The 11,734-nt window shown below is 76.1% G+C and carries 9 protein-coding genes; 6 read left to right on the forward strand and 3 right to left on the reverse strand.

Translation table 11 applies throughout. The annotated features are described in order from the left end of the window. Nucleotides 1–101: 101 nt before the first annotated feature. Nucleotides 102–836 (forward strand): phosphoribosyltransferase family protein, encoded by a 735-nt coding sequence (locus AB0442_RS15240; RefSeq protein WP_366163115.1) that lies wholly within the window; start codon nt 102–104, stop codon nt 834–836. Here the strand turns inward: AB0442_RS15240 and AB0442_RS15245 are convergent. From AB0442_RS15245 to mtrA, 3 genes are all read right to left on the reverse strand, one after another. Next, the gene (locus AB0442_RS15245; RefSeq protein ID WP_366163117.1) at nt 824–2,665 is read right to left on the reverse strand and encodes an LpqB family beta-propeller domain-containing protein; all 1,842 of its coding nucleotides are present in this window, start codon (nt 2,663–2,665) and stop codon (nt 824–826) included. The two genes, AB0442_RS15240 and AB0442_RS15245, sit on opposite strands and share 13 nt — an antisense overlap. After that, nucleotides 2,655–4,658, reverse strand: coding sequence for an MtrAB system histidine kinase MtrB (mtrB, locus tag AB0442_RS15250; RefSeq protein ID WP_366163140.1), 2,004 nt, complete (start codon nt 4,656–4,658; stop codon nt 2,655–2,657). The genes AB0442_RS15245 and mtrB overlap by 11 nt, the downstream gene beginning before the upstream one ends. A 135-nt stretch (nt 4,659–4,793) precedes the next feature. Continuing rightward, complete coding sequence (mtrA, locus tag AB0442_RS15255; protein WP_344623392.1) at nt 4,794–5,471, reverse strand: MtrAB system response regulator MtrA; 678 nt, start codon at nt 5,469–5,471, stop codon at nt 4,794–4,796. A gap of 285 nt (nt 5,472–5,756) precedes the next feature. Between mtrA and AB0442_RS15260 the strand changes: the two genes are divergently transcribed. From AB0442_RS15260 to AB0442_RS15280, 5 genes are all read left to right on the forward strand, one after another. Next, the gene (locus AB0442_RS15260) at nt 5,757–6,965 is read left to right on the forward strand and encodes a hypothetical protein (protein WP_363545253.1); all 1,209 of its coding nucleotides are present in this window, start codon (nt 5,757–5,759) and stop codon (nt 6,963–6,965) included. A gap of 34 nt (nt 6,966–6,999) precedes the next feature. Beyond that, the gene (locus AB0442_RS15265) at nt 7,000–7,653 is read left to right on the forward strand and encodes a DUF4129 domain-containing protein (protein WP_366163120.1); all 654 of its coding nucleotides are present in this window, start codon (nt 7,000–7,002) and stop codon (nt 7,651–7,653) included. Further along, nucleotides 7,650–8,885: a DUF4350 domain-containing protein gene (locus tag AB0442_RS15270; RefSeq protein ID WP_366163122.1), complete on the forward strand. Its 1,236-nt coding sequence runs from the start codon at nt 7,650–7,652 to the stop codon at nt 8,883–8,885. Before AB0442_RS15265 ends, AB0442_RS15270 begins: the two co-directional genes overlap by 4 nt. 101 nt (nt 8,886–8,986) lie before the next feature. Next, nucleotides 8,987–9,907: a MoxR family ATPase gene (locus AB0442_RS15275; protein ID WP_366163142.1), complete on the forward strand. Its 921-nt coding sequence runs from the start codon at nt 8,987–8,989 to the stop codon at nt 9,905–9,907. Between the two features lie 43 nt (nt 9,908–9,950). Beyond that, a complete protein-coding gene (locus tag AB0442_RS15280; protein ID WP_366163124.1) occupies nt 9,951–11,261 on the forward strand; it encodes a DUF58 domain-containing protein in 1,311 nt (436 codons plus the stop codon). Nucleotides 11,262–11,734: the final 473 nt, after the last annotated feature.

The raw sequence follows: 11,734 nt of genomic DNA on the forward strand, positions 1-11,734 counted from the left end.
GCCCAGTACCCGACCCGGCAAGAGTCCGACGGCACTCCGCACCGGGCCGGATGTCCCGTTCGTGCACGTCGTCCGTGCCCCGCGCGCCCCGGGAGGCACCCGTGACACCGCCGTTCGCCGCAGGCCTCATCGGCACCGGTCTGCTCGACCTGCTGCTGCCCGCCCGGTGCGCGGGCTGCGGCGGCGCCGGGGGCCAGCTCTGTCCCGTCTGCCGGGCGGAGCTGACCTGCACCGGCGCCGGGCCGGTGGAGCGCCGGCCGGGCCCGGAGGGCCTGCCGCCGCTGTACGCCGCCGCCCCGTACGCCGGGCCGGTGCGGCATCTGCTGATCGCCCACAAGGAGCGCGGCGCACTGCGGCTCGCCCGGCCGCTCGGAGCGGCGCTCGCCGCCGCCGTGCGCTCCGCGGTCGAGGCAGGCGCCCCGGGTGCGCCCGGCGCACTCCTGCTGGTGCCGGTGCCCTCCGCGCGCCGCGCGGTCCGTGCCCGCGGGCACGACCCGATGCTGCGGCTCGCCCGCGCGGCCGCCCGCGAGCTGAGCCGGTCGGGCAGGCCGGCCCTGGCCGCGGCGGCGCTGCGGCACGTCCGGCCGGTGGCGGACCAGGCGGGGCTGTCCGCGGCCGAGCGCCACCGCAACCTGCACGGGGCGCTGGCGGTGCCGCCGCGCCGGGCCGCGCTGCTGTCCGGCCGGCGGCTGGTGCTGGTCGACGACCTGGTGACCACCGGGGCGAGCCTGGCCGAGGCCGCACGGGCGCTGCGGGCGGCAGGCTGCCCGCCGTGCGCCGCAGCCGCGGTGGCGGCGACGCCCCGCCGGCTGCGCGGACGGGGTCAGCCCGGGTAGCCGAACGAGGCGGCCGGGTGCCCCTGCAGCGCGATCTCGCGCCACTGGTTGCCCTGCAGCCGGAAGATCCGGTGGTCGCTGGAGTACGCGATGACGGGCGGCACGCTCTCGCCGGCCCGGCTCTCCGAGGCGGACACGGTGGTCATCGACTCGCCGCCCTGCAGCGGGGAGTCGGCGGCCTGCGAGCCGTCGGTGCCCACGTAGTTCAGCAGCTGCAGCTTGCCCTGCTCCTTGCCGAGCACCAGCAGCTGGTCGGTGTCCGCCCAGGACACCGAGGCGACGTCGGTCAGCAGCGGCGCGACCGGCCGCAGCCCGGTGACCCGCACCCGCGGCGAGCCGGCCGTGCCCTCGTGCACCACCAGGCCGATCTGCAGCGAGCGCCGGCCGGCGCCGTCCTTCAGCACCAGGGCGATCCGGGTGCCGTCGGAGGAGATCCGCGCGTCCTGGACGGTGCGGTCGGCGAGGCCGTCGACCTGGGCGGCGACGGACTTGCGTCCGCGCACCATGTACAGCTGCGGCGCGGCCGGGTCGCGGTCGACCACCCAGAGGTTCTGCCGGCCGTCCCAGCTGGGCGAGGCCAGGCCCTGGCCGGGCTGGGTGCCGCGGCTGCTGACCACCGCACCGCCGAGCTGGTCGCCGTCGCCGAAGCCGGTGACGAACAGCGAGCGGCCGTCGGCGCCGATCGCGGCGGCGCCGGAGCCGTCGCGGCGGACGGCGACCTCGCCGATCCTCGGCTGGCCCTGCTGCGCGGCCTGGCCGAGCGGCCCGGCGACCGGTCGGCCCGGCCCGTCGCCCTGGAGCAGCAGCACCTGCCCGGTGTCGAGCTGGTAGTACGGCGAGGCCCCGGCGGAGCCGGCCAGACGGCCGGGGGCGGAGTCGGCGGCCTCGGCGGCCGTCACCGAGCAGCCGCCCTTGCCGCCGGACAGGTCGACCCGGTCCAGCTGGGCCTTGCCCTGCTGGTCGGCGAGGGTGTGGAAGAGCTGGGTGGCCATCTGCTTGCAGGTGCTCTGCCGGCCGCCGAAGTCGGCGACGTCGACCCGCACCGCGGCGGCCCGGTTGTCGTTGACGGACACCGCGCCCTCGATGTGCACGCCCTCGAAGGCCGAGTAGACGGCCGGGGCGAGCCACTGCGAGGGGCCGGCCGCGAGCGCCTTGGCGGCGGCGGTCAGCGGGTCCGTGCGGCGGCGCAGGTAGATCGGGTCCGGCACCATCACGGGCGGCGTGGCACCGTCCGCCGAGGGGTCGGAGGAGACGTAGAAGTAGCGGTGGACGGCCCGGTAGGAGTTGCGGAAGTTCGTCTGGTCGACGATCAGGCCGTCCGGCAGCCGGTCGATCCGCCACTCGCCCTTGTCCGGGCCCTCGGTCTCCTTCACGAAGGTGAACTGCTGCCGGTACGCCTCGTCGGTGACCACCCGGTAGGAGTGGTCCTCGTCGAGTTCGGCGACCTTGCTGCCGCTCACCGTGATGGTGGTGGTCTCCGCGGCGGCCACCGTCTGGTCGCGGTGCGGGGTGGCGGCGAGCACGGCGACACCGGCCTGCGGGTTCCAGCGCTTGCCGGCCGAGGCGGTCAGGTACTTGAGCGCCGTCTCGTAGTCCTTGGCCTCGTCGGCGCCGGACGCGGCCAGGAAGCCGGCCAGCAGGTCGCGCGGGTCCTCGCCCTTGTGCGGCGGCACCGGGAAGACCCGGACCTGGAGGTTCTCCGCGCCGGAGCCCTGCGGGATCTCGACCCGCTCGGGCGGGCCGTCCGACGGCATCGCGGCGCAGCCCGCGGCGAGCAGCACGGCGAGGGCGGCGCAGACGGCCCGGGCTGAGCGCAGGTCAGCCCTCACGCTGGTCGTCGTCCTTCGCACGCTGCGGCCTCCGGGTGTCGGCGTTGTCCGGGCCTTCCTGGGGCGGGAGCGCCGGACGTCCGGGCCCGCGGTCGACGACGACCTGGGCCCCGGTGGCACCGTATCCCGCGGCCACGGTGCGGACGTCCGAGGGGTCGGCGACGGGGGCGGCCTGCGGCCGGCCCAGCCCGGGGCCGAGCGAGAGCACGCCGCCGAGGCCGCTGCCGAAGCCGGCCTGGCCGCCCTCGGGGGTCTCCGGGCCGTCCTGGTCGGCGGCGTCGGTCGCGGTGACCGCGGTCGCGCCGCCGGGGCGGACGGTCCGCCGGTAGGGCGCGCCGGGCGAGGCGAGGCCGCGGTTGTGCCGGGAGTCCTCGGGCTCCAGCCGGAACGGCGCCCGGCTGATGTCGCCGCCGCGGGTGCGCGGCAGGGTGAGGCGGAAGTGCGAGCCGCCGCCCGGTTCGCCCCAGGCCTGCAGCCAGCCGCCGTGCAGGTGGGCGTCCTCGACGGCGATGGACAGGCCGAGGCCGGTGCCGCCGGTGGTGCGCACCCGGGACGGGTCGGCGCGCCAGAACCGGTGGAACACCCGGGAGGCCTCGCCGGGCTTGAGGCCGATGCCGTAGTCGCGGACGCCGACGGCGACCGCGCCCTCGCCGGTGCCGAGCCGCACGACGACGTCGCGGCCCTCGCCGTGCTCCAGCGCGTTGACCACCAGGTTGCGCAGGATGCGCTCGATCCGGCGGGAGTCGACCTCGGCGACGACGGGCTTCTCGGCGCCGCGGACGATCACCGCGCTGCCCTTGGCCTGGGCGAGCGGGTCGGCCGCCTCGACCACTCGGGTCACGATCTCGCGCAGGTCGACCGGCTCGGCGTCCAGGATCGCGGCACCGGCGTCGAAGCGGCTGATCTCCAGGAGGTCGGCGAGCAGCGACTCGAAGCGGTCCAGCTGGTCCTGCAGCAGTTCGGCGGAGCGGGCGGCCATCGGGTCGAGGTCGTCGCGGCTGTCGTAGATGAGGTCGGCGGCCATCCGCACGGTGGTGAGCGGGGTGCGCAGCTCGTGCGAGACGTCGGAGACGAAGCGGCGCTGGACCCGGGAGAGCTCCTCCAGCTGTCGGATCTGCGCCTGCAGGGCGTTGGCCATCCGGTTGAAGGACTCGCCGAGGCGGGCGATGTCGTCCGTGCCGGTGACCTTCATCCGCTCCTCCAGGTGGCCCGCGGCGAGCCTGGCGGAGATCCCGGCGGCCATCCGGACGGGCGTCACGACCTGGCGGACGACCAGCCAGGCGATGCCGCCGAGCAGGATGACCACGAAGACGCCGGCGGTCGCCAGGGTGCCGGTGACCAGGCCGAGGGTCTTGGTCTCCTGGCCGAAGGAGAAGACGTAGTAGAGCTGGTACGGGGTGCCGTCGGGGCCGGTGAACTGCTTGCCGATGACGAGCCCGGGCTCGTTGTACGAGGGGCTGCCGTCGTCGGTGGAGCGCTGGATCTCGGTGGTCTGCTGGTGCGGGGTGCCGGACTCCGCGGCGACCTCGTCGCGCAGGTCCTGGCTGATCGAGTCCGGGACGATGTTGCCGGAGTACCAGGCGCCGCGCAGGGCGGCGCTGGGGGCGCTCTCCTGCTGGCCGGTGGAGGGCACCAGGGCGATCACCGAGTAGACGCCGGTGCCGCCGCTGGCGAGGTCGGAGACCTGCTTGATCAGCCAGGTGCCGACCTCGTCCCGCGAGGGGTCGCTGCCGGTGCTGCCGGCCTTGGCCTGCAGGTTGATGGCCTCGTTGATCTTGTCCTGCTCGATCTGGAAGCCGCCGAGCGCCTGGCCCTGCGCCGCGTGCTTCTTGGTGTCCAGCAGGCCGGTGCGCACCTGGGCGACCACGACCACGCCGAGCACCAGCACGACGACGACGGAGAGCAGCAGCGTGGCGGCGACCACGCGCAGCTGGATGGAGCGGCGGTACAGCGCCGTCAGGCGCCGCACCGGCCGCCGGAACTGACGGATCACCTGGGCGAAGAAGGCGGCCGGGCCGCGGCGGCGCCGCCGGCCCTCCGTGGTCGAACTCAGCACGCTTCCGCGCACAGCAGCCTCCCCGCCGGCATCGGTGCCCGACGGGGAGTCGTCAGCCTGGTACTGCACCACTTAGCTGGGCCCCGCCTTGTAGCCGACGCCACGCACGGTGACCACGATCTCCGGACGCTCCGGGTCCTTCTCGATCTTGGACCGCAGCCGCTGGACGTGCACGTTCACCAGCCGGGTGTCCGCGGCGTGCCGGTAGCCCCAGACCTGCTCCAGCAGCACCTCGCGGGTGAACACCTGCCAGGGCTTGCGGGCGAGCGCGACCAGCAGGTCGAACTCCAGCGGGGTCAGCGGGATGCCGCGGCCCTCGCGCTTGACCGAGTGGCCGGCCACGTCGATGACGAGGTCGCCGATGGTCAGCTGCTCGGGGGTGGGCTCCTCGGCGCGGCGCAGCCGCGCGCGCACCCGGGCCACCAGCTCCTTGGGCTTGAACGGCTTGGTGACGTAGTCGTCGGCGCCGGACTCCAGTCCGACCACGATGTCCACCGTGTCCGTCTTCGCGGTCAGCATCACGATCGGGATGCCGGACTCGGAGCGGATCTGGCGGCAGACGTCGATGCCGTCCCGGCCCGGCAGCATCAGGTCGAGCAGCACGAGGTCGGGCTTGGTCTCCCGGAACGCGGCTAGCGCCTTGTCCCCGTCGGCGACGAAAAACGGTTCAAAACCTTCACCACGCAGCACGATGCCGAGCATCTCGGCCAGTGCGGTGTCGTCATCGACGACGAGAACGCGTCCCTTCATGACTCCATCTTCTCATTACCCGATTGTGACCTGCCCCACAGCCCGGTCCGGGGCCCTCCCCGGGTGCTCCCGCGACCCGGCGGGGCACCGCCGGACGGCGGGCCGGGGCCGTGCGCACCGACCGTTGTCGATCAGCAACGGGATACCCCTGGGGCCGTTGCCGCCACCATGGCACGATGGGCGGCGCAGCAGCGGAATCCGGCCGTACGCCGTACCCGGTCCGACCGACCCGGACGTCCGGGCCCGGGGCCACGAAGCCCGCGGACCGTAGGACAAGGAGCCTTGATGACCGACACCCCGGGCTGGGCATCGCCCGGTTCGCCCGAACCGCCCCGTGACGACGTCCGGCCGCCGGCCGGTCCACCGTCCGGCGCCGTCGGCGACGCCGCGGGCGGTCCCGGTCCGTACGGCGGAGCGTACGGCAGCATTCCCCACCAGGGCCAGAGCGGTGACGCACCCGGTCCGGGCCACTACGGCGCCGCTCCCGGCGGCCCGGGCCCGTACGGCGGCGGCCCGGGCCAGTACGGCGGTTGGGGCGCCCCGCTGAGCCCCAAGCCCGGCGTCGTCCCGCTGCGTCCGCTCGGCGTCGGCGAGATCCTCGACGGCGCGGTCACCACGGTGCGCAGGCACTGGCGCACCGCCCTCGGCCTCTCGCTCGGGCTGGCCGCCCTGCAGCAGCTGTTGTCGGCCCTCGGCCAGTTCTGGGCCTACGAGCAGCCCGGCGACCTCACCGAGGTCGTGGCGCTGCTCGCCCCGGTGCCGCTGGAGGTGCTGGTCGGCGTCGTCGCGATCGGCATGCTGACCATGGTGGTGAGCAAGGCCGTGCTGGGGCAGCCGGTGACCCTGCGGGAGGCCTGGCAGACCGCCCGGCCGCGGCTCGCGGCACTGACCGGCCTCACCCTGCTGACCGGGCTGATCGCCGCCGCACCGTTCGTCCCGGGCTTCGCACTGCTGGTGGCGGGGATCGTCGACGACGTCAACGAACCGCTGCTCGGGCTCGGCCTGATCCTGCTGCTGGCGGCCCTGCCGCTGGCGCTCTGGCTGACGATCGGGCTCAGCCTCGCCGCGCCCGCGCTCGTCCTGGAGCGGCAGGGCGTGCTCGCCGCGATGTCCCGCTCCCGGCGGCTGGTGCGCGGCTCGTGGTGGCGGCTCTTCGGCATCAACGTGCTCACCCGGGTGCTGATGTTCATCGCCTCCAGCATGATCCTCACGCCGTTCTCGATCGCCGCGATGCTGGTCTCCGGCGACTTCGTCGGCAACGCCGACAACCCGATGTCGGTCGCACTGCCGCCGCTCGGCCTGCTGATCGTCGCGATCGGCGGCACCATCGTCGCGACCTTCACCATCCCGCTCGGCGCGGCCGTCAACGTGCTGCTCTACATCGACCAGCGGATCCGCCGCGAGGCCCTGGACATCGAGCTGGCCCGCGCCGCCGGCCTGCCCGAGTACGGCTCGGCGGGCTGGTCCGGGCAGCCGACTCCCCCCGGGGTCTGAGCCGATGCCGTACTGGGGGGTGGGGGGCGCGCCCGTGCGCGTCCTCGCGGACGGCGCTCCGGTCACCGTGCCGCGCGGGCCGGCCCGGGACGCCGCCCGCGACGAGCTGCTGAACCCGGCCTACCACCGGCACGATCCGAGCCTGGTGCAGCGCGCCGAGGCCTGGCTGGACGAGCAGATCGGCCGGCTGTTCGGGAAGGTCGGCGAGTCCGTGGCGGGCAGCGGGACCGGCGTGGTGCTGGCCCTGCTGCTGGTCGCCGTCGTGGTCGCCGCCGTCTGGTGGCGGCTCGGCGCGCCGCGCCGCGAGGCTCGCACCGGCGCGGCGCTGTTCGCGCACCGCGGCCCGCGCACCGCCGACCAGCACCGCGCCGAGGCCGCCGCCCGCGCCGCCGCCGGGGACTGGCCGCAGGCCGTCCGCGAGCAGATGCGCGCCCTGGTCCGGGCCCTGGAGGAGCGGACGGTGCTCGACGTCCGGCCCGGCCGGACGGCCGACGAGGCCGCCGCCGAGGCCGGTCGCGCCCTGCCCGGCCAGGCCGCGGCCCTCGCCGCAGCCGCCCGCACCTTCGACGACATCGTGTACGGCGAGCGCACCGCCGACCGGGCCGCCTACGAGGGCCTGCTCGCGCTCGACCGCGCCCTCGGCGCGGCCCGCCCGGTGCTCGTCCCGACCGGCGGAGCCGCCGCATGACCACCGCACCGCCCGCACCCGCCCCGGCCCCGGCCCCGGCCCCGGCGACGAGCCTCGCCGTGCCGGTCCGCCGGCGCTGGCGCCGCGCCCGCTGGTACCTTCTGGCCGCCGCCCTGCTGGTCCTGGTCGGCCTGCTCGTCGGCGGCCTCGGCGGCGCCAGCACCTGGCCGCCGCTCGACCCGCGCTCCCCCGACCCGAACGGCGCCCGGGCCCTCGTCCGCCTGCTGGAGCGGCAGGGCGTCGACGTCCGCACCGCCTCCGGCGAGTCCGAACTGGCCGCCGCGCTCGCCGCCCCCGACACCACCGTGGTGCTGCCCGACCCGTACCTGCTCGACCCCGCCGCCGTCGACCGGCTGGCCGCCGCCCGCGGCCCCGGCGGCCGGCTCGTCCTGCTCGCCCCGGACGACGCCCAGCTGACCGCCCTCGCGCCCGGCGTCCGCACCGCACCCGCCACCGACGGGCTGCCCGACTACGCCGCCGAGCAGTCCACCGCACCCGCCTGCGGGCTCCCCGAGGCGACCCGGGCCGGCAGCGCCGAACTCGGCGGCCTGCTGTACCTCCCGGGCCCGGACGACACCGCCTGCTACCCGCGCCACGGCCGGCCCGCCGTCGTCCTGCACACCGACCCGACCGGCCGGCAGACCGCCGTCCTCGGCACCGACCGGCCGCTCACCAACCGGCACCTCGCCTCGGACGGCAACGCCTCGCTCACCCTCGGCCTGCTCGGCTCCCGCCCACACCTGGTCTGGTACCTCCCCGACTACACCGGCACCGGCACCCCGGCCACCGCCGACCGCCGCAGCCTCCTCGACCACGTCCCGGACGGCTGGCGCTGGGCCGGCCTGCAACTGTTCCTCGCCGCCGCCCTCGCCGCCGCCTGGCGGGCCCGCAGGCTCGGCCCGGTGGTCTCCGAGGAGCTGCCGGTCGTGGTCCGCGCCGCGGAGACCACCGAGGGCCGCGCCCGCCTCTACCGTCGGGCGAACGCCCGCGGCCACGCCGCCGACGCGCTGCGCCGCGCCGCCCGGCACCGGCTCGCCCCCGTGCTCGGCGTCCCGGTCGCCGCCGGGGAGCCCGACCCGGCCGCCCTCTGCGCGGCCGCCGCCGGCCGCCTCGGCCGCCCGTCCGGCGACCTGCAGGCACTGCTGTACGGCGGGCCGCCCGCCGACGACGCCGCGCTGCTGCGGCTCTCCGACGACCTCGACGCCCTGGAAAGGCAGGTACGACAGCCGTGACCGAGCAGCCCGCTGCCAGCACGACCCTCACCAAGACCGGCGCGCCCGCCGACGCCGTCCCCGGCCCCGCCGAGGTCGACGCCCGCACCGCGCTCACCGCGCTGCGCGACGAGATCGGCAAGGCCGTGGTCGGCCAGGACGCCGCCGTCACCGGCCTGGTCGTCGCCCTGCTCTGCGGCGGCCACGTGCTGCTGGAGGGCGTCCCCGGCGTCGCCAAGACCCTGCTGGTCCGGACCCTCTCCACCGCGCTCAGCCTGGGGACCAAGCGCATCCAGTTCACCCCCGACCTGATGCCCGGCGACGTCACCGGCTCCCTCGTCTACGACGCCCGCACCGCCGAGTTCTCCTTCCAGCCCGGTCCGGTCTTCACCAACCTGCTGCTCGCCGACGAGATCAACCGCACCCCGCCGAAGACCCAGGCCTCGCTGCTGGAGGCCATGGAGGAGCGCCAGGTCACCGTCGACGGCGAGCCCCGCCCGCTGCCCGAGCCCTTCCTCGTCGCCGCCACCCAGAACCCGGTCGAGTACGAGGGCACCTACCCGCTGCCCGAGGCCCAGCTCGACCGCTTCCTGCTCAAGCTGGTCCTGCCGCTGCCCAACCGCGAGCAGGAGTACCAGGTGCTCGCCCGGCACGCGGCCGGCTTCGACCCGCGCGACCTGGCCGCCGCCGGCGTCCGCCCGGTCGCCGGCCCGGCCCACCTCGCCGCGGCCCGCCAGGAGATCGCCAAGGTCACCGTCGCCCCCGAGGTGCTCGCCTACATCGTCGACCTGTGCCGGGCCACCCGGCAGTCCCCGTCGCTGTCGATCGGCGTCTCCCCGCGCGGCGCCACCGCCCTGCTCGGCACCTCCCGCGCCTGGGCCTGGCTGGCCGGCCGCGACTACGTCACCCCCGACGACGTCAAGGCGCTCGCCCTGCCGACCCTGCGGCACCGCATCCAGCTGCGCGCCGAGGCCGAGATGGAGGGCACCACCGCCGACTCGGTGATCCAGGCCGTGCTGTCGCAGACGCCCGCCCCGCGCTGACCGGCCCGACCCGCACCCCAGCACACCCCGAGGAGTCCCGCCCATGGCCCTGACCGGCCGCACCGCCCTGCTCGCCGCGCTCGGCGCGCTCGCCGTCGGCCTGGTCGCCCCCTCCTGGGCGGGCATCGGCACCGTCACCCTGCTGCTCCTGCTGGCCGTTGCCGCCGACCTGGTGCTCGCCGCGCCCGTCCGCTCCCTGCAGCTGACCCGCGACGGCGACACCCGGGTCCGGACCGGCGAGAGCGCCGAGGTCCGGCTCTCCGTCACCAACCCCTCGGGCAGGCCGCTGCGTGCCCTCGTCAGGGACGCCTGGGCACCGTCCGCCTGGCACCCCGGCACCTCCTGGGCGAACTCCCGGCACACCGTCACCGTCCCGGCCGGCGAGCGGCGCCGCCTCACCACCGTCCTCGGCCCGACCCGGCGCGGCGACCACCGGGCCCACCGGGTGACGGTCCGTTCGCTCGGCCCGCTCGGCCTGGCCGGCCGCCAGGGCGCCCACCAGGTGCCGTGGACGGTCCGCGCCCTGCCGCCGTTCGCCAGCCGCAAGCACCTGCCCTCCCGGCTCGCCCGGCTGCGCGAACTCGACGGCCGCACCTCCGTCCTGACCCGCGGCCAGGGCACCGAGTTCGACTCGCTGCGCGAGTACCTGCCCGGCGACGACGTACGCTCCATCGACTGGCGGGCCAGCGCCCGCCGCAACACCGTCGCCGTCCGCACCTGGCGCCCCGAACGCGATCGGCACATCCTGATCGTCCTCGACACCGGCCGCGGCTCCGCCGGACGCGTCGGCGACGCCCCCCGCCTGGACGCCGCGCTCGACGCCGCGCTGCTGCTCACCGCCCTCGCCACCAAGGCCGGCGACCGGGTCGACCTGCTCGCCCACGACCGGGTCCGCCGCGCCGCCGTCGTCGGCCGCTCCGCCGCCGAGGTGCTGCCCGCCTTCACCGACGCGATGACCACCCTGGAGCCCGCACTCGTCGAGACCGACCTGCGCGCACTCACCGCCGCCGCGCTGCGGATGTCCCCGCACCGCTCGCTGATCGTCCTGCTGACCGGACTCGACGCGGGCGCCACCGAGGACGGACTGCTCCCCCAGCTGCCCCTGCTGACCAAGCGCCACGAGGTCGTGCTGGCCTCCGTCGCCGACCCCCGGCTGGACGAACTGGCGACGGCCCGCGGCACCCTGGACGCCGTCTACGGCGCGGCCGCCGCCGAGCAGACCCGGGCCGACCGCCGCCGCACCGCCGAGGGCCTCATCCGACACGGCGTCACCGTCCTGGACGCACCGCCCGCAGCCCTGCCCCCGGCTCTCGCCGACACCTACCTCGCCCTCAAGGCCGCCGGCCGGCTCTGACCGCCTCCCGCAGCTGCTCGGCGAGCCTCACACGTCCCCGCCCAGCGAACTCCGGCGCAGAACCGGTCGTCAGCAGCGCGTCGCGTGCCTGCAGCGGGAGCTCCAGCGACCCGGCGAACCGCAGCACCATCCCCGGGCCCGGTGCCGAGCGGCCGCTCTCCAGGCAACCGACGTGCTGTCGGTGCTGCCCTTCGCCCTGCGGACCGAGGCACTTACCCTGCTGCCCGCCCTGGCCACGGCCATCCGACACCCCGCCCTCGGCGGTACGACGTTCAAAGAGCAGTACGAGCAGCTGGAACGGACCGCAGAACTCCGGCCCCTCCGGGCTGACGTACCCCGCGCTCCTCCTACCCGGAAATGCGAGAAGCCCCGCCCGGGGTCCCCGGGCGGGGCTTCTCTCAAGAATTGTTCGGCGGCGTCCTACTCTCCCACAGGGTCCCCCCTGCAGTACCATCGGCGCTCCGAGGCTTAGC

It is taken from the genome of Kitasatospora sp. NPDC085895, from assembly GCF_040702125.1.
GTDB lineage: Bacteria > Actinomycetota > Actinomycetes > Streptomycetales > Streptomycetaceae > Kitasatospora > Kitasatospora arboriphila.

What these genes read in the sequence shown, in the direction of transcription:
- mtrA (WP_344623392.1), bottom strand. Translation starts at nt 5,471, where the DNA reads ATGAAGGGACGCGTTCTCGTCGTCGATGACGACACCGCACTGGCCGAG.
- AB0442_RS15260 (WP_363545253.1), top strand. Translation starts at nt 5,757, where the DNA reads ATGACCGACACCCCGGGCTGGGCATCGCCCGGTTCGCCCGAACCGCCC.
- AB0442_RS15270 (WP_366163122.1), top strand. Translation starts at nt 7,650, where the DNA reads ATGACCACCGCACCGCCCGCACCCGCCCCGGCCCCGGCCCCGGCCCCG.
- AB0442_RS15280 (WP_366163124.1), top strand. Translation starts at nt 9,951, where the DNA reads ATGGCCCTGACCGGCCGCACCGCCCTGCTCGCCGCGCTCGGCGCGCTC.